We start from the raw sequence: 19796 nt of genomic DNA, 5'->3' as shown, positions 1-19796 counted from the left end.
TAACCTTTTTGCATATTGATACAGGATGTGCCCTGTTTCTGTCAGTTCCCATTTTGTCGATAGCGGTGAATCAATGTTGTGCCAAGCTCAGTCTCCAGCCTCTTTAATTGTTGACTAAGTGGCGGTTGAGCAATGTGTAGTACGAGCGCTGCTTTCGAAATACTTTCTTGGTCTACAATCTCCTTAAAATAATGCAACTGTTTAATATCCATGATTCCCACTCCGTTATAAACTATTTAATATGTCGTCTTTCAATATTATATATTATTTATATCTCCCTTTACGTGATAAAATAAATTGAATCACATATCGAAAGCAGAGGTTTTCGTCCAGATGAATACTATTTCCAAACGACTTACCCTATATGTAATAGGTTTATTTTTATTATCTCTAGGCGTTAGTTTCTCTATTCAGGCTAACCTTGGAGTTTCTCCCGTTTCATCACTAGCTTACGCTATCTCCCTTACGTCGGGTTTGACGATCGGGATCACGACAATACTCGCAAACATCTTATTCATTTCCGCACAGATTCTTTTGAATAAAAAACGTATCGGATTACGTGAATTTGTTGTTCAGTTAGTTATTGTATTTCTATTTGGTCTGTTCATGGATAGTACATTAGCCATTGTGCAGATACTTCCTGCTCCTGACACATTAGTAGGTAAATATCTATTCCTATTCATAAGTTTATATATTATATCGGCTGGATTGTTAGCCTATTTTTCAGCAGGATTGCCTTTAATGCCTTATGATGCACTAACCTATGTTATAAGTGAACGTTTTAATATGAAATTTGGCAAAGCAAAAATATCCAGTGATTTACTAAATTTCGCACTTGCTGGCATCATTTGCCTAGTATTTCTTCAATCGCTAGGAGCCATTGGGATCGGAACCATTCTAGCCGCATACTTTATCGGGAAAATCCTCGGTAAGATGATGCCGCGATTCCAGCCTTTGCTTCAGGGCTGGGTGTATAAAAGTACAGAAGATGTAACGATGGAAGAAAAAGAAGGAGTTGAACCCATTTAACAACCATTTCTACACACAAAAGGAGATGCTAAAAGCCGTAATGAATACGGCTTTTAGCTCTCCTTTCCTACCACTGAATGCTATGATCTATACTTACTGTTAGCCTAATCATTCTCCATGACAGATTTAGTTCTTATACACCAATTTAAACGTTTCACAAACTACTGGAATTTCATGATGGAAATCTCGATTAACTTCTTTTAATTCATTCGTGAAAAACGTTTCATGAACTTCTTGCCAATAACGCAATGAACGATCCCCTTCACCTTCCAAATACGCATGTTCTTCCGTCACTTCATTGAAAGGCACTACTTTTACTGCTATATTTTCTACGACTGCGACCGCTATTCCATTGCCATCCAGAATAATATTATGAAGACCTACCATTGGTAACGGTTCATTTTCTAATTCATAGAGCGTGTAGTTAGAAGAGGTCGCCGTTTTAGTTCCCTCTACTACCAACGAAGCAAGTTCATCCGCCATTTGTTTTGAATTTCCAAATGACCAGGCTACGTACTGTTCAGGCGCATCCGGATGTGTACTTTTGAATTCTTCCCATACCCGCTCAATTGACTCTTTACTAATATATTCTTTCCACGCAGTAATTCCGCCTTCCAATACCGTAACATCGTAATCTCTACCAGAAAGGATGTTCGCACATTTAGTTGCAGAATTTCCTGTTGTACACGTAATAATCATTTCTCCATTTTTCGGCAACTGTGGGAGCACATTCTCCACATCATCTTCTAACATAAAGATTTCTGTTTTTGGCACGTTTATGTCCTTCACCGTGTTAGCTTCGATATGAAATTGATTATATTTATCCTCAGCACGTACATCTACTAGAACAAGTGCTTGTTCAGCTTGTATTTTCTTGAATAATTCCTCTGCAGTAATCATTTTAACCATAAACTGATCCAACCCCTAACTTTACTTTGATACTTCTCATTATAGCTGGAATTAACTATTGGTTGTTATAGTAAGATGATTTATATAGTCGAATATATTTTTGAACAATAAAAAGATAGGTATCCTCCAAGAAAAGTAATTAGAGAACGTCCTATCTATTAGTAGTATGGAACACTATGTTACATGTTATACATGATTTTAAAAAATACTCAGTCAATCCCAATTGACTGAGTATTTTTTATGCATTCACTTGTACAGGATCATGCCATGGATAGTTATTCGTTAATACTGAAGCTAAGTCTTTACTTTGCTGTTTACGCATTCTACGGATCTCTGCGCGCTGCGGTGCAGTTTCATGTAAATATTTTTCTTCTTCTGTTTCTGGAATGACACGCGGAACAGTCAATGGCTTTTTATTCTCATCCAATGCAACAAATGTTAACAATGAGGTGGCTGCAATTTTACAATTACCAGTTGCCAAATCTTCCGCAATCACTTTCACGAAAATCTCCATGGAAGATTTTCCAGTCCAAGTCACATATGACTCAAAGCAGACTGAATCGGAAGGACGGATTGGATACAGAAAGTCTACGGAATCCATAGATGCCGTCACACAGTCTGCTCTGCTGTGTCGAGCTGCTGAAATCGATGCAATTTGATCAATATCGCTCATTAAACGTCCGCCAAACAATGTATTATGGTTGTTTACATCGTTTGGAAATACTCTGCTCGTTCGTACGACCCTTGATTCCCGACACTGCTTTTCTAGTTTCATTGTAAACATGGCCTCCTCCAAGATGTGAACCAAATTACTCTATGAGTAATTTGAAAAATCGAACAATTCTTTTTTTGTATATCATCTAAATATACTCTTCGTTCACAGAACTGTCAAGAATATTTTTTCACACCTTTTGAATTACCTCTTCATACTTTCATGCAGCAACGGAATGTCTTTTTCCTCTAGCAAGCCTAAACTGATCAAGCCTTTCATAATACCATCTTCTGAACAAGATGCGGTCACGAGATCTGCTACTTCTTTTAATTCGGGTATAGCATTTTCCATTGCTACCCCAATACCTACTATCTCGATCATTTGCATGTCATTGGCACCATCTCCAAATGCATAACTGTTTTCAATAGGTATATTCATATGTTCAAGCATTTTTTGTATACCGATTGCCTTAGAAGCCCCTTCAGGCAACATATCTACGGAGTTTTCATCCCACCGAATAAAGGAATAATCCTTGAATAACTCCATATACTTTTCGGTTTCCTTTGGAGTAGAGTAAATTTGCACTTGATTCACAACAGAATGAGAATATACGTTAGGATCTACAGGAGGGTACGGTATTTTTAAACGTGCAGTTCCTTCCTGAACAAGAGGATGTTCTGCGACATTCGACACGAACGATTCAAACGTGGAGTATGTCAATCCATGTCCTTGTTTATGCGCAAGTTTTGTAAGTTGTTGTATAACCTCTGGCTCCATAGGATTCGAGTAAATTACTTCCCCTTCTAGTACCACATGCTGTCCGTTCATGGAAACATAGGAATCAAATGATAGTTCTTCTAGCAACCATTTGAACATAAGTGGAGCTCTGCCAGTACAAATTACAGTGTATATGCCTTTCTCGCGTAGTGCAGTAAGAGATTGCTTCGTCGATTCCAAAATTGTTTTGTCATGGTTCATTAATGTTCCATCTAAATCAAAAAACACTATTTTTTTATCTTGATTCACTTTCTAATCCCCTTTCATTTCTCGTTGTCTATCTCGTAGTTTATCAATTACTGATCACATATGCCTTGAAGTTGCTCGAAAGTTCAATATACATGTGCTAAAACTAAAAAATGCATTTGATATTTTCATAAATACTGGTTATTCTTTTCCTATAGTATATTTATTTAGACGGATGCTATTAGAGTGAATACTTGACGTTATCAATGATTAATATGACTTAGAGGAGAGAGTATTATATGTATACCGACTCATTCATTCGGGGAATGCGTTTGAAGCGTGATCAAGTTGCTTCATTTAAAGACTTTCCTTTTCATTTACCAAGTATTAATAAGCTAACCGAGTTAGACTTTCATCCAAACGTGACATTTTTTGTCGGAGAAAATGGTATGGGCAAGTCGACATTACTTGAAGCTATTGCCATAGCCTCTGGTTTCAATCCAGAAGGAGGCTCACTGAACTTTAACTTCTCTACTTATAATTCCCATTCCGTATTGGATGAATATATTACACTCATCAAAGGCATTATCCGACCGACTGATGGATTCTTTTTGCGTGCTGAAACTTTCTATAATTTAGCAACGACAATTGAAGAGCTAGATCGTGCTCCAGGTCCCAGTCCAAGGATTATAGATGGCTACGGGGGAACTTCATTACATGAACAATCACACGGTGAATCATTTTGGTCAACTTTCATTCATCGCTTTAGGGGTAATGGTATTTACATACTGGATGAGCCGGAGGCAGCTTTATCACCAATGCGTCAACTGTCTATGTTGAGCAGGATTCACGATTTAGTTAGTGAAGGCTCCCAGTTTATAATTGCAACACATTCCCCAATTCTATTATCCTTTCCTAGCGCAAAAATCCTTGAATTTACAGACGAAGGTGTGCAAAAAACGACGCTAGAAGAAACAAGTCACTATCAAATCATGAAGCAGTTTTTTGATGACAAAGATCGTATGTTACATTATTTGCTAAAATAAATGAATTGGATGAAAAAGCGATTATTTCCAAGGAAATAATCGCTTTTTGTCATTCTTAATTTTCTTTTTTTACTTGTTCTCTTGCTTCCTTCTTTATTTCTTCTACTTGTTCTTCAGCTTTTTTTGCTGCATCGTTAGCTAATCTTGCTGAACTTTTATCGTTATCGTCTTTAGGTGTATCTGCATAACTTTTTGTCATTTTCCACACTCCTGTCTGATTAAGTAACTTTATTATTCCCCTGATTCATGAAATAAAAACACACGTTTTTTAATTACCTGTTTTTTCATGATACAATGAGGGTAGAATTTAGGAAAGGTGGACTACTTGTGTCTAAGAAATTGGCTATCTATTTGTCCATGCTTGTCATCGGCTTCACATTTTTATTTTTAGCGGTCTTTCTCGATTTATCCGAAAAATTGAAGTGGTTGTTTTTAGCGATCGCAATTATATTAAATGTTACGTGTGCTGTAGCCGCTATGAGAATTGGCTTGAAAGAGATGAAACCCAGTAAAAAATAAATATCTTTTTGCAGAAAGAAGTGCTACCCATGAAGCGTTCTGCTAGTTTCCGAAATAGATTTTCTTGTTCTCACACGAGCTCGTTTAGTTGAATGGGCCTAAGAAAAGAGTAAGGAGTAGAATCCATTTACAACTAGAATAGAATTCCAACGCACAGTATTAAACGGTGTTGGACAGGTCCACAGTTATGCACCAAAAAATCCGCCATATTTAGAGCAACCTGCATTGATCTTTATCTCGTACAACGTGATAAAGATCAACATTCATTTCAAGTGAAGATGCAAAATCGTCTATTCGCCGGATTCATCGCGACTGGATCTTTTGCTACATTTACTTATAGCTTCATAAATTTCCATAGCGAACTAACGATTGGGTCTGTTATAATACTACTCATTTCTTTTTTGAAAATATCGTCACTAAGAAAAATAAAAATCAGGGGGGCAGTAGCCTCTGATTTTTTATTTACCTTATTTCTGTGCTCATCCGTTGTTGGATAAAACTCTTTAGCCCCTCAACTGAATGAACATCTCGCTTTGGAATGATATATGCGCTTACTGTACTTGTATATATGTAGAAATAATCCGTATCTTCAATCAGTTGTTTCACGCCAGCCCATTGTACGTTTGTTTCACCAACAGCTGTCTGATCTATTATGCCTGTTTTATTCATCTTCATAGAGTGTTCTCCAACAAGCCCTTCATTCTTACCGCCTCTAAGCATCTTGCTCACTTGCCGTGTAATATGAAAGTAAAAATACTTAGGATAAAAGATCACCCATAGAATAGCCGTTACTCCAAATGTCGCCAATAACGGGCCTTTCGCCATATCTGTAAAAACAGATAAAAAATATGCAAACAGTAAAAATATTAGCGGCGATATATACCGCTGCCATTGCAATGAATTTTTACCGACTTTAGAAGTTTTCACATGATACAAATTAAAGGCTACCACGTCTTGTTCCGTTAAATCATACTGGATTTCCATTTATTCCTCCCGCAAGGTGTGCTGTATTATTTAACAGCAAGCAACTTTTCTCTTCTATGTTTATTATAGTCAATGAAGTATTATCGATCTTGACTGTATACGTTTCATCTTCCATTAGAGCCACAATGATCCGTTTGATAAAACTTCCATGACTCACGACGAGAAGACGTTGATGTCGATTCTTCCCGATTTGTTCATTCACAAATTCAAGACCTCGCGCTACAACACTTTCCGCCGTTTCAAACTGTAAATCTAATTCCCTCCATTGTGGACCCCACTTCTGCTGTCGCTCTGATTCCGTCGTTCCTTCAATCAATCCGCCACTACGCTCACGCAGTCGATCATCTTCCACGACTTCAATCCCCGACTGGCTAGCAAGCAAATCTGCTGTCTGTCTAGCACGTGTCATAGGGCTAGTAAAAATGATGTCCCATTCCTCACTTGCCAAGCGCAATGCCAACTTTTTTGTAGTCTCTATACCCTCTTCATCCAACGGTATATTTGAACTTCCTTGTGCACGCCCTTCTTTATTCCAAGCAGTCACACCATGCCGTACAAAACCAATAATGGTCAATTCAATCCCCCCCTAAATAGTAGGTCTGAAAGATGGCGTTCTTTTGATCCAGATATAATTCAACACTACACCAAGTAATAAGACAAATGCTCCAAAATAGAACGGATAATCAACATCGATATCAAATAATGCTCCACCGATGATGGGACCAAATACATTTCCAATACTCGTAAACATCGAGTTCATACCACCGACAAAGCCCTGTTCATTTCCCGCAATTTTTGACAAATAAGAGGTTGCTGCTGGTCGTATCAAATCGAACCCTACAAAGATAATCATTGTAACGGCCAGTACGGAAAAATAACTTTGAACGAACGTCGTAAGAAAAACTAAAATAGACGAAAAAACTAAACAGAATAAGATTAGGCGTTTCTCCCCGATCGTTCTCGCAAGCTTGTCGAATAATACGACCTGTGCAACTGCTCCGACTAGCCCGCCTCCCGTAATGATGATCGCAATGTCTTTGGGTGTGAATCCAAACTTATGATCAACGAACAAGCTAAAAATGGATTCAAATGAAGCTAAGCCAAAAGATAAAATCAATATAATAATAAAGACAATGAAATAATGGCGCGCAAATATCCGCTTTAATCCCGGTTTTGTTGCGTCCTCCACTACCGCTTCTCGATGACGTTCCGGTTCACGCAATGCAATAAAGGAAAAGATCGCTGCAAACAGAGCGAGTCCGCCAGCAAAGAAGAAAGGAACCCGAGTACCATATATCGCTAGAAATCCGCCAATCCCTGGACCTAATATAAATCCCGTAGATATGGCAGCGGACATAAAGCCTAATGCCTTGGAACGAGTTTCCATTGTTGTAATATCTGCAATAAAGGCAGTCACAGCTGGCATAATGAAAGCCGCACTAATCCCGCCTAGAATCCGGGATGCAAATAGTACCGGCAAGGTCTGTCCAATCCCGAACAAGAATTCGGAAGAACTAAAAATGATTAATCCAACGACAATCATTTTCTTTCGGCCAACTGTATCTACCCATCTTCCTGAAAAAGGTGAAACAAGTAGTTGGGCCACCGCAAAAGTCGCGAACATATAGCCAACCACTGTACCCGATATATGTAATTCATTCATTAAACTTGGCATAACAGGTATAACTAATCCAATTCCCAAAAATGCTATTAGTAAATTGGTCAGTAGCAGACCTAACGTGATGGTTTCCTTTTTCATCTACTCTCTCCTACACTCATTCTAAGTTGATATTGGAATATCATAGCAACCACAGAATAAAGTTACAAGAAGAAAAGATTCGGAACTTTAGTGATTTCACCACTTTATTTTCAAGAACTGCTGAACGAGTTGTTGTCGTGCATTTTCATGTAATGGCCAGCTTTCCATTTCATTCACAATTTGATCACGTGTTCCAAAACCTTTAACGAATCCATTCATTCTTGCCGCAAATGTAGAATGGATCAGCGACTCTGCAGAAGGATATAATGAATGTAACTGATCTAATACATTCGGATAACGCTTCAAATAATATTTCTGATGGCGGGTCTCAGCTAATGTAAAATGGCCTAATGGTGTGATTTCCGTTTCAATTGGTTCTCCAAGCTCTATCTCCATTTCCTTCTTGACTAAACCGATTATCCGTTTTTGTTGCAGGTTGTGATAGCGCAATGATGAAACATATTGTTGCCCTTTGTATTGATCACGGTTTGGATAGTGATTACGCCAAAAATGTAGAAGTATTTCTTCGTAAGAAATACTCGTCGGATCATAATCGATTTCTATCGTTTCAGTATGATCCTCCATCTGCCGATATGTTGGCGCTGGCGTAGTTCCGCCTGTGTACCCTACACGTGTTCTGAGGACACCTGGCAAGCTGCCAAAGCGCGCTTCAGGTCCCCAAAAACATCCCATTCCAAATGTCGCGGTCTCCAACACTCTGTTCTTCGTTAACTCTTTATCTATTTCGGTAGTGGTTAGCATGGTGATCCTCCCTTTATATTCATTGTACTATAATCGTTATGATTTCATAAAAAAACAGAGTCCATTTTGAGAATGACTCTGTATGAAACGTATTATGCTTTTTTACACTTTCCCCACTCACCTTCCAGCATACCGTATACGATTAAATCATGATAATGGTCATATAAAAACTCACCGTCACGAATAACTCCCTCTTTCTTAAATCCTAATCGTTCAGGAACTGCCTGACTTCTTTTATTTCCTGTAGCACATCGGATTTCTACACGGTGTAGGTCATATTCTTCAAATGCATAATCTACCAGCGCAGACACTACCGCTGTCATGATACCTTTTCCTTGATAATTTTGAGCTAGCCAATAACCAATACTTGTTTGCCTATTTGTATAGTTAACTGAATGGAATCCTGCAAAACCTGCCAGATCTCCTTTATACAGTATTCCTGCCTGGAACCCATCTTCTTCTGCGAATTGTTGTAACCACGCATGTATGATTGGACCATACTGATCCACGTCCGTCATGGAATCAACCCACGGCAACCACTCACGTAAGTATTCCCTTGATTCATCTACAAGAGTAAATAATTCATGTGCGTCTTTCTGTCCTACTAGTTTCAATGAAATATCCTCTGTTACTTGATGTACAAACATAGCATAGCTCCTTTAATAGCAGTCAATTTATTCCGTGAACATTTACTATACCCCTGCTTTACATTTGTCGAAAAAACCAACATAGCTATGCAGCATAAATAGAAAGGGGTAAGTATATGACATCTTATTTTTCAAGAGTAGTTTTACTACCTAATTACGTCGCTCTATTCATCACGAATATCTAATCCCAACATGGCAGCAAATTGAATCGCTTGCATAGAGGATACGACACAACCATCCAAATCTTTTATAGATACTGTCATGCTCTCGAATTCTGAAGTGTTGATCTCCACTCCTTTTAGAGACGTCTCATCAAAGCTTGCAGAATCCAGATTACATTTCATAAAGTACGTATTTTTTAGTTTACAATCAAAAAAGTCCACTTCTTTCACTTGGCAAGTATCGAACCACACTCTTTCCCATCTTGTATGCACAAATGCGGAGAGATTGCATATACACTCCTCCAATAACACATCCGTGAATCGAGCATTTGCAAAGTTCACACCAAGCATTTTGCAATTATGAAAACTCACACGGTGAATACTACTACCCGTCAAGTCCGCATTGGAAAAATCACAGTTCTCAAATCGAACATCTGTAGCAAATAGCTCTGGTAAAATAGCTCCTTGAAAGCTGGAATTCTTAATGAGCATACTTGTTAATTGCATACGTTCTATTGTTTGCCCATCTATTCGAGAATCGACAATACTTGTGTTTTGTAAGAATGGATCCTCTTCGTGAAGCAGGTCTTGTAACTGTCCCGACGTTAAATGCTCGGGTATTTTAGGTTTCTTTATTTTCATAGGTAGATCTACTCCTCCTCAAGCTTTTATAAAGGATTTATCATGTTACGAGTGGTACTATGATTAGAAGGGGTGACTATTATGGAAATTAATGATCAAGCACGTAAAGAGCTTTTAGCGCAAATAGAAGACCTGTCCGATGAAGTGATTAATCGAAAACCAGCTGAAAACAGATGGTCTATTAAACAAATTGTACAACATCTATACTTAATGGAAGGTAGCATTGCTAAAACTATTCAGACTAATCTTTCTAATGGAGATCAAAACATCACGACAAAGAAGCCGATTCAACTTACTGTGGATCGTTCTAAAAAAGTAGATGCGCCTGATTTCCTGACGCCAACTCCAGACTTTTCTACTCTCCATGACTTGAAGAGCAAGCTTTCTGCTACTCATTCGACTTTACATGATATAGCCAAAAACGCAACAGAAGATCAATTAGCAGTAAAGTCTTATCCACATCCAGTTTTTGGTGAAATGAGTCTTACGCAGTGGATTCCATTTGTCGGCTATCACGAACTGCGTCATATTGAACAAATTAAAGAAGTAAAAGAACAACTCGGTATCTGATAAAGACCCCTATCATAACACTTGTTATGATAGGGGTCTTTTCTCTATCGCTGAATATAGTAAATGGCTTGCTGAATACTTGAAAAAGTTTTTAGTGTTTGCTGTGGATCTTTAGCTGACGCTAATTTTTGTGCAAGATCTGGCGAGATGCCTGTAATATAAAGTTGGCTTCCCATAAGCTTCAAAACTTGCTGAATTTCTAACAACCGATCAATCGAAGTTCCTTGTTGCCAATATAAACCCGTTATATCAATCATTACATGATCTACTTCATTTGAGTGAACGTAGTCACTTAGCTTCGTAATTAATAGATTAAAACGCTCTTCAGTCATTTCACCAATTAATGAAACAGCCGCCAGATTGTCGTAAATTCTCATGATGGGTAACATAAGCTGTTCTATTTCATGATCTTTCGTATGCAACTCTTCTATTTGTCTGTATTGTACAGAAACATCTGTCTGTGTACCAATGCAATACGGCACTCCACTAATAGTAATTGGACGAAGACTGAGTCGATTCCAAAATAACGTACCGTCTTTTTTATAGTTTTTCAATACGATTGTCAAAGGTGTTCTTTCTGAAACCGCTCTTCTAATTTTCGAGACTGTATGAGGATCTGTATCTTTACCTTGAAGAAATCTACAATTACGCCCGAGTATTTCTTCTTGAGTATACCCCGTCAACGTTTCGAATGTTTTGTTAGCAAAAATAATTGGATTATCCTCTTGCGATAAATCTGTTACCAAAGCTCCAACTCTACTTCCATTAATGATCGCTTCCATCAATTGTCTTTGAACTGCCACTGTTAATTTCTTTATTCTAACCACACCCTATCAATTCAAATGGCATTTATATATTAATAGTAGCATATTACTCAATGAAACATACAAATTATATGAATAATCGTCGGCTTTACTATCGTAAAAGAAAAACCCCTCTGACGATTGCAAATCAGAGGGATGTTGTTTTATACATATGTGGCTTGCATCTCAGCAAGTTCTTTCTCTGAACATAATACAAAATGTTCAGGAGCCACTTCACGAAATTCCACTTTTTCGTCAGGTCCATATTTATGATCCTTCGGGTTGTACGGATGGCGCACACGTGAACGTTCATAAATCGGGTCAGGTAGTGGAATCGCTGACAACAAAGACTTTGTGTAGGCATGCATGGGATTTCGATATAATTCATCCGCTGGAGCCACCTCCACCAGTTTGCCGAAGTACATCACGCCAATGCGATCGGAAATGTATTTAACCATCGATAGATCATGAGCAATAAATAAATAGGTCAGCCCTTTTTCTTCCTGTAATTCTTTCAACAAGTTGACGACTTGCGCTTGGATTGAAACGTCTAATGCAGATATCGGTTCATCCGCAATGATGAACTCAGGCTCTACGGCTAATGCACGTGCAATTCCGATACGCTGACGTTGACCGCCTGAGAACTCATGCGGATAACGCTCAGCATGTTCACGATTTAAGCCAACAATCTCAAGCAAATCAATTACCCGTTGCTTTCTATCCGTTTTACCTTTTACTAGACCATGTATATCTAGTCCTTCAGCAATAATATCCAAAACTTTCATCCGTGGATTCAAAGAGGCATATGGATCTTGGAAAATCATTTGCATCTTTCTATTCAGTTCATGATTTTCCTTTTTAGTTTTTGGTGCGTGTACATCTACACCATTATAGAGAACTTGCCCCGCTGTCGCGTCATATAATCGGATCATTGTACGTCCTGTTGTGGATTTACCGCAACCTGACTCCCCTACTAACCCAAATGTTTCTCCACGTTTTATAGTAAAACTAATATCATCTATCGCACGGACTTCAGTAGATTTCCCTGCATTAAAATATTGTTTAAGGTTACGTACTTCAATTAAATTGTCTGACATCACACAGTACCTCCCGTCTGCTCAACATAGTACCGGCTACCTTTAAATGTTTTCATACGCTCAATAATAAGGGCAGGCGGTTCAACCTGTGGTGCCTGAGAATGCAATAACCATGTCGCTGCGTAATGTGTATCGCTCACCTTGAAGAAAGGAGGTTGGCGCTCCATGTCGATCTTCATTGCATATTCACTGCGCAATGCAAATGCATCACCTTTTGGAGGATTTAATAAATCTGGAGGTGTGCCGGGAATCGCATACAGCTTTTGATCTTCTAAATCCATAGACGGCATAGAGCTTAGTAAGCCCCATGTATAAGGATGTTGGGGATTATAGAAGATTTCATCTACTGTACCAATTTCTACTATTCGCCCACCATACATAACAGCTACCCGATCAGCAACGTTTGCTACAACGCCAAGGTCATGCGTGATAAATATGATAGAAGTATCGGTCTTCTTCTGGATGTCTTTCATCAATTCGAGAATCTGCGCTTGAATCGTGACATCTAGCGCTGTTGTCGGCTCATCTGCAATTAATACTTTCGGATTACATGCAAGCGCAATCGCAATAACGATTCGCTGACGCTGTCCACCAGAAAATTGGTGGGGGTACATCTTATACCGATTTTCCGCATTCGGTATACCGACCAAGTTTAATAGTTCAATCGTCTTTTTACGCGCTGCTGATTTATTGAGTTTCTGGTGTTTTAAGATTGGCTCCATGATTTGCCTTCCAATGGTCATAGTTGGGTTTAATGAAGTCATTGGATCCTGGAAAATCATCGATATATCTTTACCCCGAATCTTTTGCATATCTTTTTCAGAAATTTTCGTTAAATCTCTTCCCTCAAATAGAATTTCGCCATTCTTATATTCAGCACTTGATTCAGGAAGTAGCCGCATGATAGATTTCGTCGTTACAGATTTACCCGATCCCGACTCCCCCACAATTGCGAGCGTCTCTCCTTTTTGCAAATCAAAATTTACCCCACGAATCGCCTTCACTTCACCTGCAAATGTATGGAAGGAAAGCTCGAGATCTTTTACTTCTAATATGTTTGTCAACTTGCTCTCCTCCTCTTAATCTTTCATTTTAGGATCTAGTGCATCACGTAGTCCGTCACCTATTAGGTTAAATGCAATCATAAGAACACTAATGACAATGGCCGGGAACAATAATACATATGGCTGATTTTCCATCACTTTGTATCCGTCGTTGATCAATGTACCTAATGAAGCTGCTGGTGGCTGAAGTCCGATTCCGATAAAGCTCAAGAATGCTTCAAAGAAAATCGCATTTGGAATCGTGAACATCGTATTGATGATGATGATCCCTAGCATGTTTGGCAGTAAGTGCTTCGTAATGATTTTTCCGTCTTTGGCGCCTAGCGTACGTGATGCCAATACGAATTCCTGTGATTTATATTTCAATGTCTGCGCACGTACAATACGCGACATCCCTATCCAACCCGTTATGGTGATCGCGACAATGATGGCGGTTATTCCAGGGTCCATAATCATAATCATCAAAATAACGACAATTAATGTAGGAATTCCAATCAAGATCTCAACAACGCGTTGCATGATATCATCTGTACGTCCACCGAAGTATCCCGAAATCCCTCCGTACGCAACACCTATAACCATATCAATAGCCGCGGCTACGAATGCGATGAATAATGAAACACGAGTACCTTCCCATAGTCTCGTAAACAAGTCTCGACCAAGTCCATCTGTACCGAACCAATAATATTCATCAACTTTTTTCATCTCGTATAGATTGACAGTCTTTCCTGCTAGCTTACCATCCCCATCAAAAAAACCTGTTGCTTCAATACCTGGAATTTTAGGTGGTAAGTTTGCATGGCGTAAGTTTTGCGCATCTCCCGCATGTCCATTTAAATGGGGGCCAATGAGCGCCATAATGATAACTACTAAAAGAATAATCATACTGACAATAGCCGCTTTATTCTTGCGGAGGCCTAACCACGCATCCTGCCAGAAACTTAAACTTGGTTTCTCAATTCGTTCGGAATGATGCGCGTCGATTGTCACTCGCTCAAAATCTTCTGGTGTTAATTTTTCTTGTTCGTTTTCATTGCGCATTATCCCTTACCTCCAGACACACGAATACGTGGGTCGATAACCCCGTATAAAATATCCACAATAAAAATAACTGCAATAAGGAAAGCCGAGAACAATAACGTCGTACCCATGATCGTGGCATGGTCATTCGTCATGATAGACGATACGAACTGTTCACCTATTCCGGGAATCGCAAAAATTTGTTCTACAACAAGTGAACCTGTCACCAAACCAGCTGCAAGTGGTCCAAGAACTGTAATCAAAGGAATTAAGGCGTTTCGGAATGCGTGTTTGAAAGCAATTTCGAAACCATTGGCACCTTTTGCTTTAGCCAACATAATATAATCTGAATTCAAAACCTCAATCATCTCAGTCCGTATGAAACGCGCGGATAGGGCAAGTGGCCCCATAGCGAGTGCAAGCGATGGCAGGACACTAGATTTCCAACCGTCATTCCACAATCCGACCGGTAATAGATGCCACTCTGAAGCAATCCAATATTGTAGCAATGATGCAAATACAAAGGACGGAATGGAAATACCGAGTATTGCAAAAAAGGTGCTTCCGTAATCCCAGAATGTATTATGCTTCAATGCAGCAAGCATACCTAGCAGGATTCCAACAATAGTCCCGAAGACCATCGCTTGCGCTCCCAAGATTAAAGAAGGTTTCAATCTTGTAGCCAATAAATCGTTGACACTCTTCCCTTTAAATACAAACGACGTACCCAAATCACCTTTTGCCAAGTTTTTCATATAGATTGCATACTGCACAGGCTTAGGCTTATCGATTCCATACTTCTTTTCAACAATTGCTTTCTGTGTATCATTCAATTTGTTGTAAGAAGCAATCGGTGAACCTGGCAATGTCTGCATAAGGAAAAAAGAGGCCGTTGCAATTAAAAACAACGTTATGAACATATATACTATACGTTTTCCAATATACTTAACCACGGTATGTTACACCTCCACAAGAGTTTCTTACTTATTACGCAAGTAACCACTTGACATTTTTCGACAATAAATTAAATATTGAAATTATTTGCTGTTACTAAAAAGAGAGTATATGGATATCTACCCCCATATACTCTCCCCTATTAAACTTAAATCTTTACTACTCTACGATTATTTACCTGAAATGTACGCCCACTTATAGCTATAATCTGCGCCAAATGGATGATCTACTAAGCCTTTGAAGTAAGGCTTATGCAAGAAAATCAAGCCACGCTGATAAATTGGTGCAATTGCAGCGTCTTCATCAAGTAGAATTTTCTCAGCTTTTGCGAATGCTTCATAGCGTTCTTGTGGCTTAAGCGCCAAATCGCCTTTAGAGTCTTCAATCAACTTATCGTACTCAGGATTAGAGTAAGACATTAAGTTGTTTGTTCCATCTGTTACAAATAGATCCAAGAATGAAATCGGATCTTGGAAGTCTGGTCCCCAACCTGATACTTGAATATCGTAGTCTTGGTTACCGTCCAAATCCAGACGTACAGAGAATGGTACTTCTTTCAATGAAATTTTTAGTCCTTCTAGATTGCTTTCCAGTTGAGACTTAAAATACTCGTCCATTTTCTTGGAAAGCTCAGTGTCTCCGCCTAGAATTTCAAGGCTAAGCGATTCAACACCTAGTTCTTCGAGACCTTTTTTCCAGTGATCTTGTGCTTCTTCCACATTGTACTCCAAGTAGTTACCACTCAATTCACGGAAATCTTTCTCATTTTCATCGAATGCAAAGTTTGTTGGCACTAGGAAGTTTGCAGCTAATGAACCATTAGCTAGTACTACATCTACCATGTCTTCCTTTTCGAAAGATTTAGCAATAGCTTTACGGATGTTCTCATTAGCAAGTGGTGTTTCTTTACCATCACGTTCTTGGTTAAATTTGAAATAGAATACAGATGTTTCAGATTGAAGAACAGCTTCTTCATCATCACGGTATTGCATAGCTAGGTCACCGGAAACTCCTGCACGATCCAACTTTCCATCCTGATAAAGTTTAATTGCTGTTGCAGAATCTTTAACAACGTTTACATGAATTTCATTTAGCTTAACATTTTCTGCATCCCAGTAGTGTTCGTTCTTAACATAAGTCCAGCTATCTCCCGTTCCATCCCATTTAGTTAAAACGAATGGTCCGTTTGAAAGAAGGTTATCAGAATTTGTTGCAAATGCATCCGCTTTAGAAGCTACAAACTCTTCTTTAAGTGGATAGAAAGTTCCGAAAGACATAAGTGACAAGAAATAAGGTACTGGACGTTCCAATGTTACTTCAAACGTCTTTTCGTCTATAGCTTTAACTCCAAGCTCAGATACTTCCATTTTTTCTTCGGAAATTGCTGTCGCGTTTTTCACTACGCCAGACATCATGAATGGTCCATAAGGTGAACCAGTTGCGGGATCGATTGCACGCTGCCAAGCATACACGAAATCATTTGCTGTAACAGGTGTTTCATCAGCCCACATCGCATCGCGAAGTTTGAATGTATACGTCAATCCATCTTCACTTACTTCCGCTTCCTCAGCAGCCATTGCAGGTTCTGCAATATTTTCTTGGTTTAATCGATATAAACCTTCATTGATATTGTTCAATACGTTGAAGCCAACTTGATCTTCTACGATTGATGAGTCAACAGATGGGATAGCGGCAGATTCAGCTAAGTATAATACTTGCTCAGCATCTGGCTCTCCGTCTTCGTCTTTGGCATGCTTTTTTTCTTCAGTTGCCGCATCTTTGTCCTTGTCGTCACCGTCTGCTGCTGGCTTCTCTTCGTTTTTCGAACCGCCACATGCAGCTAAGAACATACTTAGGACTAATGTTAGTGCCATTAATATAAGCCACTTACTTCTCTTCAAATTGTTGACCTCCCCTTTGATGTTTTTGTAGTGCTAGCTTTTTCATTATACAAGAAAAATGTATAGATGTAAACGCTAACAACACTATTGTCATAATTTTGAACCATCATGGAAGATTCTACACATTTTAATATATATCTTGTATGATAGACAGTAGTTACACACTCTATTATTGAAAAGAAGGATTCCATATGAAACGTACTATTATTGTATTTCTACTATTGCAATTAGTAATTGTTATTTCCGTTTATTCAGTGTACGATGAAATTTCGCTACTCGGCTATATTAATGTCTCCTTTTTCGTCAGCGGATTTCTGCTATTTATCGGTGCGGTGGTATTCATTATCCGTTCAGGCTCTTTTGACTTTTTCACGAAGAGTACACGAAAAATCTTTGCTTTGAAAGGCCAGAGGGAAGCGCTAGATTCGATGCGGGTCCCATCTGAGACGATATCAATGAGTCCGGCATGGTTTTTCGCAGCTGGTATACCCACTTTCCTTTTGATGATTGTTGCGCTTCTGGTATACTATTTATAATTTTTAATCCCGACAGAACACCTTAGGTCTATTATTTTCCACGTTAAAAGAGCCCTCTCTTAAGGAAAGGCTCTTTTCGGAGTTATTTACGTTCTTCTACGTCTAATTTACTTCCATCATTAAATTTAATTTCCACTTCAATCTTCTCGTAATTTGCATCCAAGCCAAAGACTTTCAGTACTTGGTCAATCGTTTCCTGGTTTGTGCTATCTTTTGTCAAATTGAGCTGTTTAACCTTAGGGTACAGATCATCAAATGCTTCTTGGTTTTTCAAGTATACGCCATTTACTTCATCTTCCACTTTCGCTTCAATTGGTTCGTTGTCGTCTTGTTCAATATCTGCTTCGTATTCTTTATCTCCACTGTACGAAACCTCTATTTGGATTTCTTTAAATGATAGTTTATCCATTTCTGCTTTCATATTATCCGTCGCAGAGTCTGATTGCTGTACAGCGTCTGTGTTACCTTCGCCAACAGTGTTTTTGTTAGTATCATCAGTTGCAGGCTCCAAAGGTTGTTCCACAGGGGGCGTTGTGCCTGAGTTTTCCTCCACAGTGTCATTCTTTGTATCAGTCCCGCACGCTGCGAGGCTGAGTGCCAAGACAGATATTCCAGTTAGTAACATACGATTCATATACTATTCCTCCTAAAGTTGTCTTACTTTTATTGATACCCCAATTTCTATTTTTTAATCGCTTAGCTTTAATTAATGAAGGGTATGTTGTATGTAAAGGAGTGATTCTTATGAATAATCAAGGTTCCTTAACCGCTAAAGTAGCTATTGATTCTATTGAATCAGCAGTGCATACAGAAAATCATTTGCGTCGTGCACACGCAATAGGTATCGCATTTGATGCGACTTTCCAGCCTACTGGAGCTGCTGTACCTTGGACAATAGCTGCCCACCTACAACAAACAGAAGTTCCTGCTGTTGTACGTTTTTCTCACAGTTCTACAAGCCGAAACTCAAATGAGCAATTGAATCCAGTTAAAGGAATGGCAGTTCGTTTTCAGTTATTTGATGGTACTTTCACAAACTTGACTATGGCCAATATACCCAGCTTTGTCAGTAAAACTCCAGATGCCTTTATTCGTCTATTACAGGCATTTGATTCTAACAGTACATGGTCACAACGAATAGATGCACTAATACAAGATACTGAGTACAAAGAATTTGGTTCCATTTTAAAAAAACTACAACCTTTCCGTAACTTCGAGTCTCTTCATTACTATTCTATCCATGCGTATTATTTGATAAACAAGGACTTGCAAAGACAAGCCGTCCGATTCGAATGGCAACCTCTTCCGCAAAATGATGATGGGAATAGCAATAGCTCTAAGGAAAACGAACTCATTCATAAGGTACAACTAGACCAGTCCATACGTTTTCGCTTACTCATACAATTAGCTGAACAAGGAGATATAATTGATGATCCTACTATCGCCTGGCCCGATGATCGAGAAAAAATTGAAGCAGGAATCCTGACACTGAAATCTCTTCGTGCAGATAACGCAGAGTCCTTCATCTTTGATCCAACAGTCACTACACAAGGAATAGAATGCAGTGATGATCCAATATTACATTTTCGTTCCAAAGCATATGCCGAATCCGCCAAGCGGCGCGGCGTTAGAGAGACGAGGTAACTTCCCTATATCATAATTATACGAGTAGTAACAATATATCCTTCGACACTACCATTTTAATCATACTTTTCGAA

At 38.9% G+C, this 19796-nt stretch carries 24 protein-coding genes; 6 read left to right on the top strand and 18 right to left on the bottom strand.

What is annotated here, in order from left to right:
• Window positions 1-41: 41 nt before the first annotated feature.
• Window positions 42-212 carry a LysR family transcriptional regulator gene (locus CSV63_RS16780; RefSeq protein WP_233192045.1) on the bottom strand — a complete coding sequence of 57 codons (171 nt, stop codon included), beginning with the start codon at window positions 210-212 and terminating at the stop codon, window positions 42-44.
• Between the two features lie 121 nt (window positions 213-333).
• Here CSV63_RS16780 and CSV63_RS10800 point away from each other — a divergent pair, with 121 nt between their 5' ends.
• On the top strand, window positions 334-1029 hold the full coding sequence (locus CSV63_RS10800) for a YczE/YyaS/YitT family protein (RefSeq protein ID WP_099695800.1): 696 nt from the start codon (window positions 334-336) through the stop codon (window positions 1027-1029).
• 126 nt (window positions 1030-1155) lie between these two features.
• Here CSV63_RS10800 and CSV63_RS17040 read toward each other — a convergent pair whose 3' ends face one another.
• The 3 genes from CSV63_RS17040 to CSV63_RS10785 all read right to left on the bottom strand — a co-directional run bounded on the left by CSV63_RS17040 (window position 1156) and on the right by CSV63_RS10785 (window position 3676).
• Complete coding sequence (locus tag CSV63_RS17040) at window positions 1156-1938, bottom strand: ASCH domain-containing protein (RefSeq protein ID WP_099695799.1); 783 nt, start codon at window positions 1936-1938, stop codon at window positions 1156-1158.
• Between the two features lie 238 nt (window positions 1939-2176).
• Window positions 2177-2713 carry an acyl-CoA thioesterase gene (locus CSV63_RS10790; RefSeq protein WP_099631905.1) on the bottom strand — a complete coding sequence of 179 codons (537 nt, stop codon included), beginning with the start codon at window positions 2711-2713 and terminating at the stop codon, window positions 2177-2179.
• A gap of 141 nt (window positions 2714-2854) precedes the next feature.
• The gene (locus tag CSV63_RS10785) at window positions 2855-3676 is read right to left on the bottom strand and encodes a Cof-type HAD-IIB family hydrolase (RefSeq protein ID WP_233192043.1); all 822 of its coding nucleotides are present in this window, start codon (window positions 3674-3676) and stop codon (window positions 2855-2857) included.
• Between the two features lie 236 nt (window positions 3677-3912).
• On the opposite strand from CSV63_RS10785, the gene CSV63_RS10780 reads away from it, so the two are divergent.
• On the top strand, window positions 3913-4659 hold the full coding sequence (locus CSV63_RS10780) for an AAA family ATPase (protein WP_099695798.1): 747 nt from the start codon (window positions 3913-3915) through the stop codon (window positions 4657-4659).
• Window positions 4660-4714: 55 nt separating this feature from the next.
• Here CSV63_RS10780 and CSV63_RS16510 read toward each other — a convergent pair whose 3' ends face one another.
• Window positions 4715-4858: a hypothetical protein gene (locus CSV63_RS16510; RefSeq protein ID WP_158233951.1), complete on the bottom strand. Its 144-nt coding sequence runs from the start codon at window positions 4856-4858 to the stop codon at window positions 4715-4717.
• 128 nt (window positions 4859-4986) lie between these two features.
• Here CSV63_RS16510 and CSV63_RS10775 point away from each other — a divergent pair, with 128 nt between their 5' ends.
• Window positions 4987-5178 (top strand): hypothetical protein, encoded by a 192-nt coding sequence (locus CSV63_RS10775; protein WP_099695797.1) that lies wholly within the window; start codon window positions 4987-4989, stop codon window positions 5176-5178.
• A gap of 462 nt (window positions 5179-5640) precedes the next feature.
• On the opposite strand, the gene CSV63_RS10770 is transcribed toward CSV63_RS10775, so the two are convergent.
• The 6 genes from CSV63_RS10770 to CSV63_RS10745 form a co-directional block, all read right to left on the bottom strand.
• Entirely contained in the window at window positions 5641-6162 is a 522-nt protein-coding gene (locus CSV63_RS10770; RefSeq protein ID WP_099695796.1) for a YcxB family protein, read from the bottom strand.
• Window positions 6146-6736: a histidine phosphatase family protein gene (locus tag CSV63_RS10765; RefSeq protein WP_099695795.1), complete on the bottom strand. Its 591-nt coding sequence runs from the start codon at window positions 6734-6736 to the stop codon at window positions 6146-6148. Before CSV63_RS10765 ends, CSV63_RS10770 begins: the two co-directional genes overlap by 17 nt.
• A 12-nt stretch (window positions 6737-6748) precedes the next feature.
• A complete protein-coding gene (locus tag CSV63_RS10760) occupies window positions 6749-7921 on the bottom strand; it encodes an MFS transporter (RefSeq protein ID WP_099695794.1) in 1173 nt (390 codons plus the stop codon).
• A gap of 96 nt (window positions 7922-8017) precedes the next feature.
• On the bottom strand, window positions 8018-8683 hold the full coding sequence (gene msrA / locus CSV63_RS10755; RefSeq protein WP_099695793.1) for a peptide-methionine (S)-S-oxide reductase MsrA: 666 nt from the start codon (window positions 8681-8683) through the stop codon (window positions 8018-8020).
• A 92-nt stretch (window positions 8684-8775) separates the two neighbouring features.
• Complete coding sequence (locus CSV63_RS10750; RefSeq protein ID WP_099695792.1) at window positions 8776-9330, bottom strand: GNAT family N-acetyltransferase; 555 nt, start codon at window positions 9328-9330, stop codon at window positions 8776-8778.
• A gap of 164 nt (window positions 9331-9494) precedes the next feature.
• Complete coding sequence (locus CSV63_RS10745; protein ID WP_099695791.1) at window positions 9495-10133, bottom strand: pentapeptide repeat-containing protein; 639 nt, start codon at window positions 10131-10133, stop codon at window positions 9495-9497.
• An 81-nt stretch (window positions 10134-10214) separates the two neighbouring features.
• On the opposite strand from CSV63_RS10745, the gene CSV63_RS10740 reads away from it, so the two are divergent.
• A complete protein-coding gene (locus CSV63_RS10740) occupies window positions 10215-10703 on the top strand; it encodes a DinB family protein (RefSeq protein ID WP_099695790.1) in 489 nt (162 codons plus the stop codon).
• Window positions 10704-10747: 44 nt separating this feature from the next.
• Here CSV63_RS10740 and ytvA read toward each other — a convergent pair whose 3' ends face one another.
• The 6 genes from ytvA to CSV63_RS10710 all read right to left on the bottom strand — a co-directional run bounded on the left by ytvA (window position 10748) and on the right by CSV63_RS10710 (window position 17542).
• Window positions 10748-11506 (bottom strand): YtvA family blue-light photoreceptor, encoded by a 759-nt coding sequence (gene ytvA, locus CSV63_RS10735; RefSeq protein WP_233192041.1) that lies wholly within the window; start codon window positions 11504-11506, stop codon window positions 10748-10750.
• 164 nt (window positions 11507-11670) lie between these two features.
• Window positions 11671-12603 carry an ABC transporter ATP-binding protein gene (locus tag CSV63_RS10730; RefSeq protein WP_099695789.1) on the bottom strand — a complete coding sequence of 311 codons (933 nt, stop codon included), beginning with the start codon at window positions 12601-12603 and terminating at the stop codon, window positions 11671-11673.
• Entirely contained in the window at window positions 12603-13667 is a 1065-nt protein-coding gene (locus tag CSV63_RS10725; RefSeq protein WP_099695788.1) for an ABC transporter ATP-binding protein, read from the bottom strand. The genes CSV63_RS10730 and CSV63_RS10725 overlap by 1 nt, the downstream gene beginning before the upstream one ends.
• A 15-nt stretch (window positions 13668-13682) precedes the next feature.
• A complete protein-coding gene (gene opp3C / locus CSV63_RS10720; RefSeq protein ID WP_099695787.1) occupies window positions 13683-14708 on the bottom strand; it encodes an oligopeptide ABC transporter permease in 1026 nt (341 codons plus the stop codon).
• A complete protein-coding gene (gene opp3b, locus CSV63_RS10715) occupies window positions 14708-15640 on the bottom strand; it encodes an oligopeptide ABC transporter permease (RefSeq protein ID WP_099636523.1) in 933 nt (310 codons plus the stop codon). The genes opp3C and opp3b overlap by 1 nt, the downstream gene beginning before the upstream one ends.
• 171 nt (window positions 15641-15811) lie before the next feature.
• Window positions 15812-17542 carry a peptide ABC transporter substrate-binding protein gene (locus CSV63_RS10710; RefSeq protein ID WP_099695786.1) on the bottom strand — a complete coding sequence of 577 codons (1731 nt, stop codon included), beginning with the start codon at window positions 17540-17542 and terminating at the stop codon, window positions 15812-15814.
• A gap of 191 nt (window positions 17543-17733) precedes the next feature.
• On the opposite strand from CSV63_RS10710, the gene CSV63_RS10705 reads away from it, so the two are divergent.
• Window positions 17734-18078: a DUF3899 domain-containing protein gene (locus tag CSV63_RS10705; protein ID WP_099695785.1), complete on the top strand. Its 345-nt coding sequence runs from the start codon at window positions 17734-17736 to the stop codon at window positions 18076-18078.
• 82 nt (window positions 18079-18160) lie between these two features.
• Here CSV63_RS10705 and CSV63_RS10700 read toward each other — a convergent pair whose 3' ends face one another.
• Window positions 18161-18712, bottom strand: coding sequence for a YusW family protein (locus CSV63_RS10700; RefSeq protein ID WP_099695784.1), 552 nt, complete (start codon window positions 18710-18712; stop codon window positions 18161-18163).
• Window positions 18713-18822: 110 nt separating this feature from the next.
• Between CSV63_RS10700 and CSV63_RS10695 the strand changes: the two genes are divergently transcribed.
• Window positions 18823-19722 (top strand): catalase, encoded by a 900-nt coding sequence (locus CSV63_RS10695; RefSeq protein WP_099695783.1) that lies wholly within the window; start codon window positions 18823-18825, stop codon window positions 19720-19722.
• Window positions 19723-19796: the final 74 nt, after the last annotated feature.

It is taken from the genome of Sporosarcina sp. P34, from assembly GCF_002743375.1.
Lineage (GTDB): Bacteria > Bacillota > Bacilli > Bacillales_A > Planococcaceae > Sporosarcina.
The sequence above is the reverse complement of the archived record's forward strand: the minus strand, read 5'-3'. Positions and strand labels throughout refer to the sequence as shown.

Coding starts and splice junctions, on each gene's coding strand:
- CSV63_RS16510 (WP_158233951.1), bottom strand. CDS start 4,858: ATGACAAAAAGTTATGCAGATACACCTAAAGACGATAACGATAAAAGT.
- CSV63_RS10800 (WP_099695800.1), top strand. CDS start 334: ATGAATACTATTTCCAAACGACTTACCCTATATGTAATAGGTTTATTT.
- CSV63_RS10695 (WP_099695783.1), top strand. CDS start 18,823: ATGAATAATCAAGGTTCCTTAACCGCTAAAGTAGCTATTGATTCTATT.
- msrA (WP_099695793.1), bottom strand. CDS start 8,683: ATGCTAACCACTACCGAAATAGATAAAGAGTTAACGAAGAACAGAGTG.
- opp3C (WP_099695787.1), bottom strand. CDS start 14,708: ATGCGCAATGAAAACGAACAAGAAAAATTAACACCAGAAGATTTTGAG.
- CSV63_RS10790 (WP_099631905.1), bottom strand. CDS start 2,713: ATGAAACTAGAAAAGCAGTGTCGGGAATCAAGGGTCGTACGAACGAGC.
- CSV63_RS10750 (WP_099695792.1), bottom strand. CDS start 9,330: ATGTTTGTACATCAAGTAACAGAGGATATTTCATTGAAACTAGTAGGA.
- CSV63_RS17040 (WP_099695799.1), bottom strand. CDS start 1,938: ATGGTTAAAATGATTACTGCAGAGGAATTATTCAAGAAAATACAAGCT.
- CSV63_RS10740 (WP_099695790.1), top strand. CDS start 10,215: ATGGAAATTAATGATCAAGCACGTAAAGAGCTTTTAGCGCAAATAGAA.
- CSV63_RS10760 (WP_099695794.1), bottom strand. CDS start 7,921: ATGAAAAAGGAAACCATCACGTTAGGTCTGCTACTGACCAATTTACTA.
- CSV63_RS10700 (WP_099695784.1), bottom strand. CDS start 18,712: ATGAATCGTATGTTACTAACTGGAATATCTGTCTTGGCACTCAGCCTC.
- CSV63_RS16780 (WP_233192045.1), bottom strand. CDS start 212: ATGGATATTAAACAGTTGCATTATTTTAAGGAGATTGTAGACCAAGAA.
- CSV63_RS10705 (WP_099695785.1), top strand. CDS start 17,734: ATGAAACGTACTATTATTGTATTTCTACTATTGCAATTAGTAATTGTT.
- CSV63_RS10730 (WP_099695789.1), bottom strand. CDS start 12,603: ATGTCAGACAATTTAATTGAAGTACGTAACCTTAAACAATATTTTAAT.
- CSV63_RS10745 (WP_099695791.1), bottom strand. CDS start 10,133: ATGAAAATAAAGAAACCTAAAATACCCGAGCATTTAACGTCGGGACAG.
- CSV63_RS10770 (WP_099695796.1), bottom strand. CDS start 6,162: ATGGAAATCCAGTATGATTTAACGGAACAAGACGTGGTAGCCTTTAAT.
- CSV63_RS10780 (WP_099695798.1), top strand. CDS start 3,913: ATGTATACCGACTCATTCATTCGGGGAATGCGTTTGAAGCGTGATCAA.